This is a genomic window from Spirochaetota bacterium (assembly GCA_026414805.1).
GTDB lineage: Bacteria > Spirochaetota > UBA4802 > UBA4802 > UB4802 > UBA4802.
The window spans coordinates 13,021-30,815 of record JAOAIH010000012.1; the positions used below are offsets into that span (position 1 = coordinate 13,021).

Sequence of the window (17,795 nt, forward strand, 5' to 3'; positions counted from 1 at the left end):
ATAATTTTCATCATACGAATTCAATGTATCAATATGCTATAATAAAATAGCAATGCCAACAGTGTTTATATTATATAGTAAAATCAATAAAATGTAAATTATTTTTTTGCAATCATACACAACAATGTACTTTAATAAAAGTAGCTATCATGTTTGATGATTTGATACAACAGTTGCCTTCACTCATCGAATCCCGAAGTAATCCTTTGCTTTATTTATTGTTATGCATATCTGCAATTTTGGAAAATCTTATCCCCCCTGTGCCAGGTGATGTTGTTACTGCATTTGGGGCTTTTCTTGTTGGCACAGGAAAATTGGATTTTTTCTGGGTTTACATTTCAACAACTATTGGATCTGTTATGGGTTTTGTCATGTTATTTTTAGTTGGCAAGTTTTTTGGCAAGGAATTAATCATCAAAAAAAACTTTTCTTTTTTCAATAAAGAGGCTATATTGAAAGCTGAGAAGTGGGTACAGACGTATGGGATTTGGCTGGTTTTGGCTAACAGGTTTTTACCAGGCATACGAAGTGTCATATCCTTGACTACGGGCTTTTCAAACCTTTCTACATATAAAGTTGTGATGTTTTCTTTCATCAGCTCATCCTTATGGAACTGTATTCTTATATACTTAGGATATTCCCTGGGTAATAACTGGATTATTGTACAGGGTAAAGTAAGTACTATGTTATCGCAATACAGCACAATAATAGGTTTAATTTTTTTAGGTATTGCAATGGTATACTTTTTTATTAAATTGAAAAAATATGTAGCTAAAAAATAATTTATTGAATATAATTCACGATGCATACACAATTTATGGAGATAGCTAATGAATTTTGAAGAATACTTTGATAATGACACCATTCAAATAGAAAATACCATTCTTGCAAGTGACCTTTCCAAGATTGACACTAATCTGCCTTCAACAATTCACATCATTCCTGTTAGATACAGGCCGATATTTCCTGGCATTATTACCCCACTTATAATTGCTAAACCCAGATTCATGCGCTCAATTGATGACGCTTTAAATTCATCACGTGCTATAGGAATAGCTGTGTTAAAAGACGACGATGTTGAAGACGTTGAGATAGATGATATTGAAATGTTTGGAACTGCAGCAAAGATAATCAAAAAGATTAACCTTCCAGATGAAAGTATAAATGTTCTTATCAACAGTATATGTAGATTTAGAATCACCAAAATCATTGATGATAAAAAAAGTATCATTGCCAAAGTTGAATATATTTACGATAAAGCAAATCCAAAAAACCTTGAGATTAAAGCATTAACCCGTGCTATATTAAGCCAGCTTAAAATTTTATCCGAAAGCAACCCGCTTTTCACAGAAGAAATGAAACTCACCATGCTCAATGTTGATGAACCCGGTCGTATTGCCGATTTTGTGACATCAATATTGAATCTTGAAAAGCAGGAATATCAGAATATACTTGAAACAATAAATGTTAAAAAGCGTCTTGAGAAAGTTTTGGTTTTATTGCAAAAAGAACTGGAGGTGGTATCCGTTCAGCGAAAGATTCAAAACCAGATAAATGAAAAAATATACAAACAACAGCGGGATTATTTTCTGCGCGAACAGCTTAAGATCATTAAACAGGAATTGGGGCTTGACGATGAGCGCAGTAACGAAATTCAGCAGATGAAATCTACAGTTGACACCCTTAATCTTAAGGGCGAAGCAAAAGAAAAAATTCTAGATGAAATTAACCGCCTTTATTATATCGAATCAAACACTCCGGAATATATCATTGCACGCACCTACATAGATACAGTGCTTTCCCTGCCATGGAACACGTACACTGAAGACTGCCTGGATATTGCCAGAGCCGAAAAAATTTTAGCAAAAAGCCACTATGGGCTTGAAGATGTTAAAGAGCGAATTATTGAGTTTCTATCAGTGAGGATGTTAAAACCTGATTCAACCGGCTCAATCCTGTGCCTTGTAGGACCTCCCGGTGTAGGGAAGACATCTCTTGGTCAGGCAATAGCTGATTCATTAAAACGCACCTTTTTCAGAGTGTCATTAGGCGGTATACGCGATGAAGCTGAAATCAAAGGGCATAGGCGTACCTACATAGGTGCTATGCCCGGTAAAATTATACAGGGTTTAAAAATAAGCAAATCCAAAAACCCCGTCTTTATGCTTGATGAAATTGACAAACTGTATCAGAGCTATCAGGGCGATCCGGCAGCCTCTCTTCTTGAAGTACTTGATTATGAGCAAAATCATTCATTTAGGGACCACNATGTTGACATGCCTTTTGACCTTTCAAAAGTTCTTTTTATTACAACCGCCAATACCACTGATACTATACCTGATGTATTGCTTGACCGCATGGAGGTGATACGAATACCAGGCTATATTGCTGAGGAAAAATATCACATTGCAAAACATTTTCTTTTGCCCAAACAGCTTAAAAAGCATGGTTTACCAAAAAATTCCATACAGCTTGATAAAAATGCTCTTTTCTATATTATCAATGGATGGGCGCGCGAAGCTGGAGTACGAAATTTGGACCGACAGTTAGAGCGTCTTTGCAGGAAAAAGGCAAAATCAATTGTGAAAAAAGATGACTCATTCCCCAATCATCTTACCCAAGAATCGTTGCGTACATTACTTGGTCCAGAATACTACACTGGCGACACCATCCCCGAAAAACTAAATCCAGGTATTGCAATCGGGCTGGCATGGACATCTACTGGTGGATCAGTGCTTATTGTAGAAGCATTATCTACACCAGCTCAGGGTTCATCAACTCTGACACTTACCGGCAATATTGGCGATGTAATGAAAGAATCAGCTACTATCGCATATAACTATATTAAAAATTACTTTGAAGGCGACTCAAATGCCATAGACTTTTTCAACAAGAATAACATACATATTCATGTCCCAGCTGGAGCAATTCCAAAAGATGGACCCTCTGCAGGTATAACTATGGCGTCTGCACTTTATTCACTTGTGAAAAACACGACAGTAACAAAACGCATAGCCATGACCGGTGAGCTGACGCTCTCAGGCAGGGTGTTGCCTGTTGGCGGTATTAAAGAAAAACTGATTGCAGCAAAGCGTGAACATTGCAACACAGTGATACTGCCACTGGAAAATAAAAAAGAGATGAATGATATACCATCACATATTACCCGTGGACTTTCTTTATTTTTTGTTGCACATGTAAATCAAGTGTTTGATATAGTATTTAACTAATATACAATCCGGATATACTATTATAAAAATACAGGTGGGGCCGGTGAAAAAAATAGTGCTGATTTTGTGTTTCATGGGTTTTACTGTACAGCTTGCTGCCCAGATTCATGGTACTGCGATGGGTGGAATCTCAACTGTTACCTCTGAAGGAGCTATAGACACAACCCGCAACCCGGCATTGCTTGGCACACTTTCGTATACCACAGCCTCATTCTATCTGATGGGCGATGTGTACCATACTGAAGATGCAAAACCTAAATTGAGCGCGTCAGGAATAACTATTAACTCTGTGGATCAGGCAAATGATTATTATTATTCTTTCTCACTCTTTGCAGGATATGCAAAGCCTTTAGGTCAGGGAATGCTTGGTTATAGTATTTCATCAAAAGATAATCTATATTTGCGCAAGAAAGATACACAAAAGCTCAATGGCAGTATTCCTAATCCTATTCCACCTCCACTATCGTTGACATTTGAACAAACAGAAACAACTATAACTGATGAATTAAAACCAACACTTAGCATAGCGTATGGGGGCAGTCTTTCAGATAATACCTTTTTTGGCATCCAATGTGCAATAACACCGTTTTTTTCCAATAAAAAAACACAAAATGATAATTCACTTTCTCCTACAGATTATTCATATATCATTACCGAATATGGGGTTCTTCTGCAGCCTTCATTGGGATTTTTACTAACACAAAATGATACTCAGGTAGGATTACGGTTTACCCCCTCAGTCATTAAATGTGTGAAAAAGCAAGTTGAAGCTGATTTCAGCGTAACTGACATCTCCTACAGTGACAGCTGGGATATCCAACAGTATGAAGGCCCACAGATTATAGCAGGTGGTTATGCAAAAATTTTTCCACAAACCGGCATTGCACTTGAATTTGGGATAATTATGCCCTCTTCCTACACCAACACAGACATTAATGTCACAAATAACCCTTCACCAACAATAAAACACTCATCCATAACCATCCATAATGACACTATTATCAGTATGAAAGGTGGCATACAGCTATCCTTTACACAAAATATGGAATGTATGGTTGGTGCAGCTTTTTTTCATTTTGTCAACACAGCAGGAAGCACTAACACCTACGGTAAAGGTACATTTAATCTGACATTGATTACACTTGGAACTAATTATTCACTTTCATCCACAACAATACTATCAACGGTAATAATAATAACTAACGGTTCTTACGAATCCACCTACCATGCTGAAGATACATTATCACTTTATGCAAAAACAAAAACTACTACATGGAATTGTACTGTAGGTGCTGGATTATCTTATAGACTGTAATGTGACACAGATATATGCTGCATAGACTAATCACTATTTATAATCTTTAATAAACGCCGCAACCCTTCGCGCTACCAGCTTGCCTTCTTCGTTACGGGTAATCCCATGGCTTTTTGAATGCACCATGGTAAATTCTTTTTTAGTTGAAGGTATTTTTATAAACATTTCAAATGCACCCTTAGGGTCTACGGTTTTATCTCCTGCACCCTGCATAAGTAGTACGGGAATTGTTATATCAGATAGCCGCTTTTCCAAAAGACTCATTAAGGATTCCATCTGGTGAATGCCCGAAACCGGGTTACGTAGATAATTAATATCAGGATTATCAGGATTATTAGGAATAAAATCCAGATGCCCAATTTTTTTTATTTTTAAAAATGAAAGAAATTTATTCCAGGTATCCACCACCGGCGCCAATCCTGCTGCAATGTTTTGTAATCTGAAAGGAGCGCTAATTGCTATCGCCCCCTGTAGATAACCATTTTTATTGGCAGCATGCAAAAGTGTAAGCCCTGCCCCAGTGGAAAATCCGCACATAAAAACCTTACGTACGCTGTTTTTAACAACTACATAGCCTCTGTTTATTGATTCATACCATTCTTCCCACTTTCGAGTGGCTAAATCTTCCGGCGATGTACCATGCCCCCTAAGCCGTGTGCAGTATACGGTATACCCCTGCTTGTATAAATACTCTGCCAACTGGCGCATTTCCTCCGGCGCTGCCATATAGCCATGAACAAGAACAACACCGGTGTGCGCACACCATCTTTTTTTGTACACTGGCATACCTATATGCTTTGGTTTTGTTTCACCCTGTTTGAAATACTGTGCGTAATCCTTTTCAAAAATCTCAAGGTCTTTTTTGTAAAAATGTTTTGCCAGTTTTCTGCGTATGCAAAACATGGGGGTAAAGTAGACTCTATTGAGCGCGTTAATGACATGAGGCAACGGCTCAATCTCATTTTTCAACACTTCAACTATGTTATCTTTGCGTATGGTGTGAAATTCATACATTCTGGAAAACTTTTCTTTATTTTTGTAAATGACCCCATTCTTAATTGAAATAAGTCCATCAGATTTAGCTGCATCAATAAAATCGTTATAACGACGATGTGGGTCATCTGTCAGCAAATATCCCTGCTTAAGTTTAAGCGATGTATGACAGGTTGTTAGCGTAAGTTTTTTTACTGCTTCTATAGCACAATATGCCTTTGTTTTAAAATCAGATTCTTTGATTTTGTTACCGGATCTTGTCAATAGATACGAAAATATATGATCGTGATTTACTGTGGTCATTGCATAGATATCACGCATATACCTGTACATAATATCAATTGCTATTTTCCTGAGCAATACATCCTTTTGCAATTCATTTGGATCAAGATATAACTTCTTGCTTTCAATTTTTTGTTTTGCAAGATAGCTCTTTAAATACGGGCTTATGGCAATTGGATTACCAAAATTAATATCAATATCAACGCCCTCAACAAGCATGGTCCCTTCTACCTCAAGTTCTTCCTCAATGCGCTGTGGTAAATTTTTTACCAGTATATTTGCAATTTTGTTAATAATATTGGTGCGCGCTCTTATAGGGAAATATGTGATATTGACCGGCACAATATATGTCTCCTTATCAATTATGTGCGATAGTTCCTGCTGAGATATTCCAAAATGCAACATCAGGCTATTGAGGTCATCACAGGCATTGCGCTGGCTACAACTTTTGAGCTCTTCCCGATAGAATTGTGCCCGTAAAGCAATATATGCTGCACCGGTATGCGGAGGCCGCCGTATACCGGAATTATACACCATATACTTTCCATGCTCAACAAGCTTTTTATCTTTAACCATTTGCCCTTCAGGGAATATTATGCAATCAACATCCCCACGCAAGAGTGCACCAATTAATTTTACATCGCGCATAGGATCTTTTGTTGAAACCGCTCCTAGTTTTTCCATGAATTTGCCAAATCCACCACCAAAAAAGCTATAATGCGCTAGTGAATAGATATATTTACCCGTAATTTTATGAATAACATTGGGCAGGAAAAAGGTCTCCATGCGGGTAAAATGATTTACCACAAAAACAACTGGAGCGTTAGGTATTCTGTCAGCATCATGCACACGTATATCAGCCTTACTAAACCGTGCCAATGCATCAATAGCCATACCGGTAAGTTTTAGCAGGTTATAAGAAAATTCCATTATGCTCCCTCTAAAAAATAGAATTTTGCCAATGAATGTTTTATCTAGTTTTTATAATTGCATTAAATGTATACATAAGTCTAGCAGAGCTTTTCACTGATTAATATTTCTTACATTTATAATCTTCAATTATTAATGCATGATCAAAGGCAATTGGTTGTGGCAAATCATCAATACTAAATATTTTAGCTTCTTTTGCATCATCGTTTGCCTGCGGTGTACCCTTTGCTTTTGCTATATAGACTGTGGTAATAGTATGCTGACGTGGATCACGTGATGGATCAGAATAGGTATGAAACTGCCGCAGGAGTGTAACATCTAACGATGTTTCCTCTTTTGCTTCACGTATTGCTGCCTGTTCTAGCGTTTCGCCATAATCAACAAAACCACCCGGCAAAGCCCAGCCAAATGGTGGATTCTTTCGTTTGATTAAAACAATATTATTCTCATGAAGCGTGCCATTTTCATCTTCTAATAATATTATGATGTCAACTGTTGGTACAGGATTGCGATATTCTGCCACGGCTTTTTCTCTATTCAAAACGTTTTACTAATGTTATTTCATTGCCCTTTTCATTAAACGATACTTCAAAGATATCCTGCAACATTGTTAGCCCAACACCATGATAATTGTGCAACAGGTTATTGTCACCTGAAGCAGTGATGTACTGTTTCCAGTCAAAACCCTTCCCTTCATCGGTTATAATGTATTTAACACAGCTATCTAAAAGGTAATATTGTACTTTAATCTTCCTCTTTTCTAGATTATCCTTATTGCATATATCAAGGACATGGTCCCAGTAATTGCCCTCCATTTTTTTCAACCTACTTTTTGTTTCAAAATCTATTTCAAGATTACCATGCTCTATAGCATTAATTATTGCTTCCTGTAACCCCAATTGAATACGTATAATTTCACGTTTATCCAGATACGATTCTAAGTTACGAGTAAGCCGGTACGATAAAAGGTTAACCATTCGTATATTGTTATCAATAATGAATTCTGCATACTCAGATTTGAGATAGTTACTGGTAAGAAAATCTGACTGAATAACCCTCCCGATTACAAGAATATACTGTAAAGTGCTTTCCTGAAAAATTGGAATTAATTTAAAAGCTATCGACTTAATTTCGGAATAATGCTGTACTCTACAAGGCAGTACAATTTCAGCTTCATATCCTTTGAAAACATCCCGAAATCTGCTGAGCAAAAGATCGCGTAATTTTATTGAATCCTCAAATGATTTTTCATATAAAATAAATCTGAATGGCTGGCTAACAATATCTTCTTTATTAAATTTTAGTATGGAAGTGAGCGCAGGATTAATACTGAGTATTTTGCCAAACATATCCAATAAAATGATTATCTCATCCGAATGCTGAATAATAACATCTTTTAATGCTAACTCATTTTTGCTGGTTACTATCTCCCTTGTTGCCAGTATTAAATACCGTATGGTGGTATAAATACCCACTCCTAATGTAACAATAAACAAAAAAAACAAAAAAATATACAGTGGCACTGAAATCAAGTGATTGCTGACATGATATATAAATATGTACACTACTAATGGCAGGGTAATAACTAAAAGCGTCAATATAACATATAATAGCGTTATCCATTTTTTTTGTTTTTGAGTATATGTATATGGTGTAATATGTTTCATAGGTCACGCTGGCAATACTAACTTAAGTAATTTATTACAATTTAAGCAATTTTAACGCAACCAACCCTCACTCAGCTATCCCCTAAAACATAATAGGTAGCATTAATAATAAAATACAAGCAAATTGTTATAAAAAGAAAAAAAATAGCTTGAATAAATTGTGCACTGCTATTTGAATACATTACCCTGAAATCTTAATGAAATGCAAAAAAATATAACAACTGAGGTAAAATTATTCAATAATATTTGTAGTATATAAAAAAATGTAATATATTTATTTTCATAAAAAATTATTGGTAGTTAGACGCTATATATGGATACAAAGAAAAAAAATATTATATTGTACGATACTACATTACGTGACGGGGCTCAAACTTTTGGGATATCTTTTTCCCTTCAGGACAAAATACGTATTGCACTGGAGTTGGATAAGCTAAAAATAGATTATATTGAAGGGGGTTGGCCGGGCTCCAATCCCAAAGACAATATATTCTTTTCCGAAATTCGTAAAGCTAATTTGCAACACTCAAAAATAGCAGCATTTGGCTCAACCAAACGTCCAAAAATGAAACTTGCTGAAGACAGCCTTTTACAGGATCTTGTTAATTCAAAGGCACATACTCTTACTATTGTTGCAAAATCCTGGGACTTTCATGTTACCGACGCCCTCAACATAAGCCTTGAAGAAAATCTTGTACTTGTGTATGATACAGTTGCCTACTTAAAGGATAAGGGCTTTGAGGTATTTTTAGATGCAGAACATTTCTACGATGGCTATAAAGCTAATCCTGACTATGCCATGAAAGTTCTTGAAACTGCACAACATGCAGGTGCTGACATGTTGGTATTATGCGATACCAATGGAGGCACACTAACGCATGAAATCAGTTCAATTACCGCAACAGTATGCTCCACTTTTAATACTCCTGTGGGTGTACACCATCACAATGATGCAGGAGTGGCTGTTGCAAATGGAATAGCTGCTGTGTTAAGTGGTGCCATTTCAGTGCAGGGAACTATCAATGGTTATGGCGAACGCTGTGGTAACTGTGATCTGACAGCATTAATTCCCAATCTTGTAGTAAAGTTAGGATATCACTGCAATGCTGCACAATCACTGCACCATTTAACTGAAACAAGCCGTTATATCAGCGAAATTGCAAACTTGGCACATAATGAACGCGCACCGTATGTAGGAGATAATGCCTTTGCTCATAAAGGCGGTATTCATGTGTCAGCACTCAAGCGAAACACATCTACCTATGAACATATAAATCCTGAACTTGTAGGCAACAGGAGAAAAGTCCTTATTTCGGAGCTTGCTGGCAAAAGCAACATACAGGGAAAAGCACAAGAACTTGGCATTTCCATTGACAAAATAGAGCTACCTGAAAAAATTCTACGGCGTATTAAAGAGCTTGAAGACCAGGGATTTCAGTTTGAAGCAGCAGAGGGCTCCTTTGAATTACTAATACGCAGAAGCAATGGCGAATATGCGCCATTTTTTACCTTAAAAGGCTTCAGAGTAATCACCGAGAAAGATGAATCTGGCAGGGTAACTTGTGAAGCCACCATAAAAGTGGAAGTAGACGGCCAAATTGAGCACACTGCTGCAAATGGCAACGGTCCTGTACAGGCGCTTGACAATGCCCTCCGTAAAGCACTTGAAAACTTTTATCCTGAAATTCGTGAATTGCAGCTTTCTGACTACAAGGTGCGTGTCCTTAATGAAAAAGATGGCACCGGTTCATCTGTCAGGGTTCTAATTGACCATAAACGGCATACAGATCATTGGGGCACTGTTGGAGTATCAACAAATATCATTGAAGCGTCATGGCAGGCACTTGTTGATGGTATAGAATATATGCTGCTTAAAACCAGAAAAAAAACAACACATTAATATACAACAGGCACAATCACAGTTATGGATTCACGACCAATTGGCATATTTGACTCAGGTATTGGCGGGCTTACTGTATGCAAAGCCATCCACCAGCTTTTGCCAGGGGAAAATCTCATCTATTTTGGGGATACAGCCCGTTTCCCTTATGGAACACGCTCGCAGGAAACACTTATTCGGTATGCACGCCAGATTACTTCATACCTGCTATCACGTAATGTAAAAATGATTGTAATTGCATGTAACACATCTTCAGCAGCAGCGCTCCCAGTGCTGCAACAGGAAAATTCCATCCCCATTATTGGCGTTATCAATGCTGGTGCACGGGCAGCATGCAAGCGTGTACACAACAATTTAATTGGTGTTATCGGTACCAGGGCAACAGTGAACAGCAAATCGTATGAAAAAGCAATACATGCCATAAACCCGGATATTACGGTCATTCAGCAACATGCCACATTGCTGGTATCACTCATTGAGGAGGGATGGATTGAAGATGAAGTGACACGGTTAACCATACAACGGTATCTGCATCACATGATAGAGCAAAATATGCAAACCCTCATTCTGGGCTGTACACATTTCCCAATACTAAAAAAAACTATTCATGATGTATACCCCCAGCTTGACCTTGTTGACACCGGTGAAGAAATTGCCAAAGAAGTAAAAGAAATTTTAACTAAAAAAAATCTTGCAAATAATTCCTTATCAGGCACAATAGAGCTCTATGCATCGGATATCACCGATACAATGCAAAGTTTAAAAAAATTATTCTTCAATGGACATGATGTCCCCATTGAAAAACTCATTATAGGATAGCTCTATGGTAAAACAACTTGTGGTTATACTTGTAACTATCGTTACAGCCGTACCTACATTTGCCTGGGAAACTTTTGATAGGGTAATAGCTGTTGTAAACGATACAGCAATAATTCAAAGCGAACTTATGAGGCGGTATCAGATAGTTACAAAAAAACAAACCCCAAAAAAGCCTGAGGAACTCAATTCCATCTTGGATAATCTTATAGAAAGAGCACTTATTGAACAGGAAGCCAGAGAACAGGCAATCATAATAAGTGACGAAAAGGTAATGTCGCATATTAATAACATTATGAAATCACAGAAGATTCCTTCACTTGACATTTTTAAAAAGATGGTAGAAGAAAAAGAGGGAATAAGTTTTGAAGAATATAAAGAAGAAATACGCCAGAGCCTGCTTACTGAAATGCTTGTTTCACTTGCAATAGGAGTTACCCCACCATCAAGGGAAGAAGCATATCAATGGTATAAAGAAAATAAAAATAAATTAGGTAATGAAGTACACATTAAGCAGATAGTTATACGACCAAAGAATTCAAGTTTTGCTGAAGAGAAGCGCGCCAACGAACTTATAAATCAGGTGCGCGACCGTATTTTAAAAGGTGAGCAATTTGAGAAGCTGGCAGCACAGTATTCAGAAGATCCCAGCGCCAAGAACGGCGGCGACATTGGGTGGGTTGCGCTTGCCGAAATGGACCCGTATATGGCAAACACAGTTTTCAGAATGAAAAAGCCCGGTGAAATATCAACAGTCATAAAAACACAAACAGGTTATGCCATAGTGAAGCTCATTGATTCCCGCCCCACATCATTTGAAACTGTGCAGGATAGAATTTTGAATATGCTTTACCAGCGAAATATGGGAGAACAGTTTAAAAAATGGATTGTAACCCGCAGGGCACAATCCGATATTAAAATATACCTTGAAAACTACAAGCAGAGCTAAGGAATCACGTGAATACACACGCAGTAATCTTTGTCGATAGCTCCATTAAAGATGACACTCTATTAACATTTAATGGGCAATTTATACCACAAATAATTGCCCAAAAATTACAATCTTTGCCTGCCATTACTTCATTCCATTACTGTGTTCCTGATTCATACGTTGGGAAACTTAAGCAGGCTGAATCCGTAATTTCCTATTCTGCTACTGACACCCCGCACACCTGGCACAATATATTTGAGAAAACCGGCGCGCTGCATATCATCAAAATACCTGCAGATGCAGCATTTATGCAGCCATCAATAATTTCTGAAATGCTTTCCACGCATATTAAATATCTATCCGAGTTTACCTTTTCCTACAACCTGCCTTCAGGATATGCCTGTGAAATTATATCAAAGACTGCCCTTGAAAATCCACTTGCAAATCCCACTACTACGGATTCACTGTGCGATATTATAAAAAACAATCTCAACCAGTTTGATGTTGAGCTGTACTATAAAGAACCTGACCTGCGCTGGCATAGAGTACAATTCAGGGCTGCTAACATTCGTGATCGCCATGTGATGCACAACATTATTACTATTACCAAAGAGGCGCCACAGTACGAATCACTACAGGAAATTATCGATAGCCACCCGGAAGTACTTTTTACCACTCCATCGTATGTTGAAGTTGAACTATGCGGGCTGTGTACTCTTGATTGCCTGTTTTGTTATCGCAATGAGCTGTCGCCCCAACATGGCGAAATGGAACTATCCACCCTGCAAATACTTATTGAAAAGATGCGATCATTTAATACGCCCTACGCTGTTTGTTTTGGCGGTAGCGGGGAGCCTCTTATGCACCCTCACTTTTATAAAGCGCTAGAGCTATGTAATAACGAAGAACTTATCCATACCATTGTTGTTGAAACAAACGGCATCAGTGCAGATACAGGCTATGCATCAGCACTTGCTTCATTTGCAAACAATAAAGTTACCACAATTATCAATATCAATGGCCACAATTCTGAAAGCTATACAATGCTGCATAATGCTGATCATTTTGCGTTAGTCCATGCTAACATCTGCAAACTAAAAGAAATCCTTGATGCACACAATAAAAGCAACAACCATCTGTATTTGCAAATTCTTAAAATAAATGAAACCGAGAGCTTTTTAGATAGCTACTATGATTTCTGGGAACAGTATAAAATTCCGATAATTCTTCAAAAACAAAACACATATATTGGCCGTATTACCGATAGGCGTTATGCCGACTTAACCCCCCTGCAGCGAAAGCCGTGCTGGCACTTGCGGCAGGACCTGTATATTTTAAGTGACGGTACCGTTGCATTTTGTAAGCAAGATATTGATGGCAGCGCAAAGCGCGGCAATATTATTACCGACGATATTGTCAGTATATGGGCAAAGCAGAGAGAGCATTTTGTAAATGACTATCGCCAAAATCGTGCAAAAAAACCCAACTGCTCCTTATGTGACGAATGGTATACCTACAATCTATGATAGGTAGCACCGAATCATGAAGAAAAAGCAATCGCACACTATCACAGCAATTATACAGGCACGCATGCAATCATCACGGCTGCCTGCAAAATCTGTGCTACCTCTTGCTGGCAAACCACTTTTGTATCATGTAATAACGCGCGCACAAGCAATCAAACATATATCCACAGTGGTTGTTGCCATTCCCGATGATGAAGATAATGACGAGCTTGCCGATATTGCAACTTCATGCAATGCACATGTTTTCCGTGGTCCTCTGCACAATGTACTTGAACGCTACTACCTAGCATTTAAGCAATACAACGGAAGCTATGTTGTGCGCATAACTGCCGACAATCCATTTACCGATAGTCACTTTGCTTCAGTAGCAATAGAGCGAGCTTTAGACACACACGCCCACCTGTGTGCAATAAAGAATTTGCCGCTTGGCACCGGAGTAGAAGTCATTGCATCACAAGCACTGGAAGAAGCGTATTTGTATAGTACAAAGCCATATCACTTTGAACATGTAACACCTTACATCAAGGAAAATCCCGATAAGTATACGTTAGATTATTTTGAAGTGGATTATTATAATCCCTTTCCATCACTTCGATTAACGGTTGACACACAGCAGGATTACCTTTTGGCATCAACCATCTATGACGCACTGTACAAAGGCACAGTGTTTTCACTTAACGACGTGATAGCATTCCTTGAAAAGAATCCCCATTTAGTTGAAATAAACGCTCACATCCAGCAAAAACCAATGACATCACATGAATAATATGAACATAACCATTGTAACTGATTCAGGCCCACACATAGGGCAGGGACACTGGCAGCGGATGTTACTTTTAGCATACCACTGTTACCACAATTCCATACCTGTTACAGTGCTCCATAAAACTGGTATACGCCCACCTGAAGGGTTTCCCGTAAAGTTTGCCAACAGTATCCCGCACACCACACACTGCATTATAAGGGACATGCGTGATTCATCAAAAGAAGATATAGAAATTTTAAGGGCGATAGCTCCTGTTATTGTCATCGATGACTGCGGACAAGGCCGAACACTTGCACACGCAGCAATTGACCTTTTGCCAAACATTTATGGCACAACTGCCAACACCTTTACATCTTCAGTGCCGCTTTTTCTTTATGGCTACAATTTTTACACCTCACTACTCCATGCACCACCCATCATTACAAAAGACATAGACTGCTTTATCTACGCCTCCACTTTTGATGCAGGTCCACTGTGCAAAGCTCTGAAACCACATTGTAGCTATGTATGTAGCAATGGAAACACTCTTGACGCAAACACGGTAATAATCAACAGTGCCTATGCAGAGCTTATTGCACGCAGCAAAGTTGTCATCACACACTTTGGCATCACTGTGTACGAAGCGCTTTTGTGTGGATGCCACAGTGTTATACTCAATCCAACAGACTATCATGAAAAGCTTTCGCACACCCTAACCCACCCTACACTAAAACTTTACCATCAATTGTATAACCCAGCAGATATCCCACACATTGTTAACATAGTAAAAAATTTTGTTGATGAAGGCAATGCGTTTACTGATACTGCCACCTGTATCAACGCAATTCAGACAAATCTGAAAAACTTTATCAATGCGCTACGATTAATTATTACTCAATAAAAAGGTGATAGTAATGGGAGATTCTGTTTGTTATAAAATTCTGAAAGCACACCTCAAAGAAGGCACTTTGCATCCCGGAGAAGAAATTGGCATAACCATTGACCAAACATTGACGCAGGATGCAACTGGCACCATGGCATATCTGCAATTTGAAGCAATGGGCATTGACCGTGTAAAGACTGAAATTTCAGTATCGTATGTTGACCACAACACGTTGCAGATGGGCTTTGAGAATGCTGATGACCATAAGTATTTGCAGACAATGAATTCTAAGTTTGGCATTTACTACTCCAAAGCTGGCAATGGCATTTGTCATCAGGTGCATCTGGAGCGCTTTGCAAAACCAGGTAAAACGTTACTTGGCTCTGACAGTCACACTCCCACGGCAGGTGGCATTGGAATGATTGCCATTGGGGCTGGTGGTCTTGATGTGGCAGTGGCAATGGGTGGAGGGCTTTTCTATTTAACCTGCCCCAAAGTTATTAATATTCACCTAACAGGTAAATTGCAACCCTGGGTAAGCGCAAAAGATGTTATTCTTACCATACTAAAGCAGCTTACCACAAAAGGCAATGTGGGTTATGTGATAGAATATACTGGCCCCGGTATAAAAAGCCTTACAGTTCCCGAACGAGCTACCATCACCAATATGGGTGCTGAATTAGGCGTTACCACATCGCTTTTCCCCAGTGATGAAGTCACACGTCAGTTTTTGAAAGCACAGGGCCGAGAGAAGGATTTTACAGAAATTATGCCCGATAGCAATGCATCCTATGACAGGGTAATAGAAATTGATCTTTCAAAAATTGAGCCTATGATTGCCTGCCCCCATTCACCCGATAATGTGGTAACCGTTGAATCAATCAAGGGGTTAAAGGTGGACCAGGTTGCCATTGGCAGCTGCACCAATTCTTCATATAAGGATCTTGTTACAGTAGCTAAAATTCTTAAAGGCAAAAAGATTCATCCGCAGGTAAGCTGCATTTTGGCACCAGGTTCAAAGCAGGTTTTACAGATGCTGGCAAGGGAAGGTTATTTAGCTGACATTATTGAAAGCGGTGTGCGGATTATGGAATCAGCCTGCGGCTTTTGCATTGGCAATGGCGGTGCACCTATCTCTGGTGGTGTGTCGCTTAGAACCAACAACCGCAACTTTGAAGGACGGTCAGGCACTAAAGACGCAAAGGTATATCTGGTAAGCCCTGAAACCGCTGCGCTATCGGCCATTGAAGGCAAACTGGTAAATCCTTTAGACATGCCATCCAGCAATTATCCCAACGTGCAATTGCCCAAAACCTTTATTATAGATGACTCAATGATTATTCCACCTTTTGAGTCAAATGAACCAATTTTCCGCGGACCAAACATTGGAGAGCCACCCAAAACTCAACCCCTGCCTCAAACCATCAATGCTGTTGTAGGTATTAAGGTTGGCGATAAAATCACTACAGACCACATCATGCCTGCAGGACAGCGCCTAAAATACCGCTCCAATATCCCGGAGTATGCAAAATATGTGTTTGAGCTTGTCGATAGCTCCTTTGCACAACGTGCCATGGAAAACAAAGCAAAGGGCCTTGCTACAGTGATTGTAGGAGGGGCAAGCTACGGACAGGGTTCAAGTCGTGAACACGCTGCCATTTGCCCTGCATATCTGGGAGTAAAAATAATAATTGCAAAATCGTTTGAGCGAATTCATACCGCCAATCTTATCAACTTTGGCATACTGCCACTGGTGTTTAACAATGAAGCTGATTATGATGCAATACAGGTTGGCGATAGTATTCAGATGACCAATTGTATACAGCAGGTGGAAAGCGGGAATGCCATAACACTTGTAATAAATGATAAAACTATTGAATGTACATTGCTTGCAACTGACAGGCAGCGAAAGATACTCATTGCAGGTGGTCTTCTTAACTATACCACACGTCATTAAGGGATCATCTCAACAACCTTGACATTGAATCCACAGAAGGGGAGCCACCCCTTCTTTTTTGCTTTTTCGGCAGTGACAACAATATAAGGTATATATTCAGGTTCAAACGGTGTACGGAGCAGGCTCCATCCAATTTCGTGCACCAGCTTATTGCCCTTCTGGTTGTTGCACCATTTACATGCACACACCAGGTTATGCCAGCTTGAAAAGCCTTCCTTCAAGGATTTGCCGGTCACTGCTTCCCACCTGCTACGTGGAATAACATGGTCAACGGTAAGGTGTTTCATCTGAAAGCGCTTTCCACAATACTGGCACTGCATATCATCGCGGTAGATTACGTTGAGCTTTGAAAACACCACCTTGCGTCGTGGCAGATGATGGTAGTTGAGAATTGCAATGACAGAAGGGACTTTAATGGCTATTGATGGTGAGCGGATAAAAGTATCTTCCTCAACGACGGGCACAGCCTTATCAGACAGCAACAGGCATATTGCCTCTTTCACCGTTGTTATGCGGATGGGGACAAACCCTGCATTAAGTACCAATACCTCAGATTCGATCATGGTGTACCACCTGTACGCATCTGTAGCGTTACAGGTAATAAATACCTTTCACATTAA

At 39.0% G+C, this 17,795-nt stretch carries 14 protein-coding genes; 10 read left to right on the top strand and 4 right to left on the bottom strand.

Annotation, left to right across the window (positions count from 1 at the left end):
- Positions 1-149: 149 nt before the first annotated feature.
- The 3 genes from N3F66_04035 to N3F66_04045 all read left to right on the top strand — a co-directional run bounded on the left by N3F66_04035 (position 150) and on the right by N3F66_04045 (position 4,545).
- On the top strand, positions 150-782 hold the full coding sequence (locus tag N3F66_04035; protein ID MCX8123315.1) for a DedA family protein: 633 nt from the start codon (positions 150-152) through the stop codon (positions 780-782).
- A gap of 48 nt (positions 783-830) precedes the next feature.
- A complete protein-coding gene (lon, locus tag N3F66_04040) occupies positions 831-3,230 on the top strand; it encodes an endopeptidase La (GenBank protein ID MCX8123316.1) in 2,400 nt (799 codons plus the stop codon).
- Between the two features lie 43 nt (positions 3,231-3,273).
- Entirely contained in the window at positions 3,274-4,545 is a 1,272-nt protein-coding gene (locus N3F66_04045; protein MCX8123317.1) for a hypothetical protein, read from the top strand.
- Between the two features lie 33 nt (positions 4,546-4,578).
- Here the strand turns inward: N3F66_04045 and N3F66_04050 are convergent, their stop codons facing one another.
- From N3F66_04050 to N3F66_04060, 3 genes are all read right to left on the bottom strand, one after another.
- Entirely contained in the window at positions 4,579-6,750 is a 2,172-nt protein-coding gene (locus N3F66_04050; protein ID MCX8123318.1) for an alpha/beta fold hydrolase, read from the bottom strand.
- Positions 6,751-6,850: 100 nt separating this feature from the next.
- Positions 6,851-7,273 carry an NUDIX hydrolase gene (locus tag N3F66_04055; GenBank protein ID MCX8123319.1) on the bottom strand — a complete coding sequence of 141 codons (423 nt, stop codon included), beginning with the start codon at positions 7,271-7,273 and terminating at the stop codon, positions 6,851-6,853.
- A gap of 10 nt (positions 7,274-7,283) precedes the next feature.
- On the bottom strand, positions 7,284-8,417 hold the full coding sequence (locus N3F66_04060; GenBank protein ID MCX8123320.1) for an ATP-binding protein: 1,134 nt from the start codon (positions 8,415-8,417) through the stop codon (positions 7,284-7,286).
- 313 nt (positions 8,418-8,730) lie between these two features.
- Here N3F66_04060 and cimA point away from each other — a divergent pair, with 313 nt between their 5' ends.
- Genes cimA through N3F66_04095 form a run of 7 tightly spaced genes read left to right on the top strand, consistent with a single transcriptional unit; the run spans position 8,731 to position 17,175 of the window.
- Positions 8,731-10,317, top strand: a complete 1,587-nt coding sequence (cimA, locus tag N3F66_04065) for a citramalate synthase (protein ID MCX8123321.1) — start codon at positions 8,731-8,733, stop codon at positions 10,315-10,317.
- A 24-nt stretch (positions 10,318-10,341) separates the two neighbouring features.
- Positions 10,342-11,136 (top strand): glutamate racemase, encoded by a 795-nt coding sequence (murI, locus tag N3F66_04070; protein ID MCX8123322.1) that lies wholly within the window; start codon positions 10,342-10,344, stop codon positions 11,134-11,136.
- 4 nt (positions 11,137-11,140) lie between these two features.
- Entirely contained in the window at positions 11,141-12,082 is a 942-nt protein-coding gene (locus N3F66_04075; protein MCX8123323.1) for a peptidylprolyl isomerase, read from the top strand.
- A gap of 8 nt (positions 12,083-12,090) precedes the next feature.
- Positions 12,091-13,590 (top strand): spiro-SPASM protein, encoded by a 1,500-nt coding sequence (locus tag N3F66_04080; protein ID MCX8123324.1) that lies wholly within the window; start codon positions 12,091-12,093, stop codon positions 13,588-13,590.
- A gap of 16 nt (positions 13,591-13,606) precedes the next feature.
- On the top strand, positions 13,607-14,356 hold the full coding sequence (locus N3F66_04085; GenBank protein MCX8123325.1) for a glycosyltransferase family protein: 750 nt from the start codon (positions 13,607-13,609) through the stop codon (positions 14,354-14,356).
- Between the two features lies 1 nt (position 14,357).
- The gene (locus N3F66_04090) at positions 14,358-15,236 is read left to right on the top strand and encodes a hypothetical protein (GenBank protein ID MCX8123326.1); all 879 of its coding nucleotides are present in this window, start codon (positions 14,358-14,360) and stop codon (positions 15,234-15,236) included.
- A gap of 13 nt (positions 15,237-15,249) precedes the next feature.
- On the top strand, positions 15,250-17,175 hold the full coding sequence (locus N3F66_04095) for an aconitate hydratase (protein ID MCX8123327.1): 1,926 nt from the start codon (positions 15,250-15,252) through the stop codon (positions 17,173-17,175).
- On the opposite strand, the gene N3F66_04100 is transcribed toward N3F66_04095, so the two are convergent.
- Complete coding sequence (locus N3F66_04100; GenBank protein MCX8123328.1) at positions 17,172-17,738, bottom strand: HNH endonuclease; 567 nt, start codon at positions 17,736-17,738, stop codon at positions 17,172-17,174. The genes N3F66_04095 and N3F66_04100 overlap by 4 nt on opposite strands.
- Between the last annotated feature and the right edge of the window lie 57 nt (positions 17,739-17,795).

What these genes read in the sequence shown, in the direction of transcription:
- N3F66_04035 (MCX8123315.1), top strand. Translation starts at nt 150, where the DNA reads ATGTTTGATGATTTGATACAACAGTTGCCTTCACTCATCGAATCCCGA.
- N3F66_04050 (MCX8123318.1), bottom strand. Translation starts at nt 6,750, where the DNA reads ATGGAATTTTCTTATAACCTGCTAAAACTTACCGGTATGGCTATTGAT.
- N3F66_04060 (MCX8123320.1), bottom strand. Translation starts at nt 8,417, where the DNA reads ATGAAACATATTACACCATATACATATACTCAAAAACAAAAAAAATGG.
- cimA (MCX8123321.1), top strand. Translation starts at nt 8,731, where the DNA reads ATGGATACAAAGAAAAAAAATATTATATTGTACGATACTACATTACGT.
- murI (MCX8123322.1), top strand. Translation starts at nt 10,342, where the DNA reads ATGGATTCACGACCAATTGGCATATTTGACTCAGGTATTGGCGGGCTT.
- N3F66_04075 (MCX8123323.1), top strand. Translation starts at nt 11,141, where the DNA reads ATGGTAAAACAACTTGTGGTTATACTTGTAACTATCGTTACAGCCGTA.
- N3F66_04085 (MCX8123325.1), top strand. Translation starts at nt 13,607, where the DNA reads ATGAAGAAAAAGCAATCGCACACTATCACAGCAATTATACAGGCACGC.
- N3F66_04090 (MCX8123326.1), top strand. Translation starts at nt 14,358, where the DNA reads ATGAACATAACCATTGTAACTGATTCAGGCCCACACATAGGGCAGGGA.
- N3F66_04095 (MCX8123327.1), top strand. Translation starts at nt 15,250, where the DNA reads ATGGGAGATTCTGTTTGTTATAAAATTCTGAAAGCACACCTCAAAGAA.
- N3F66_04100 (MCX8123328.1), bottom strand. Translation starts at nt 17,738, where the DNA reads ATGATCGAATCTGAGGTATTGGTACTTAATGCAGGGTTTGTCCCCATC.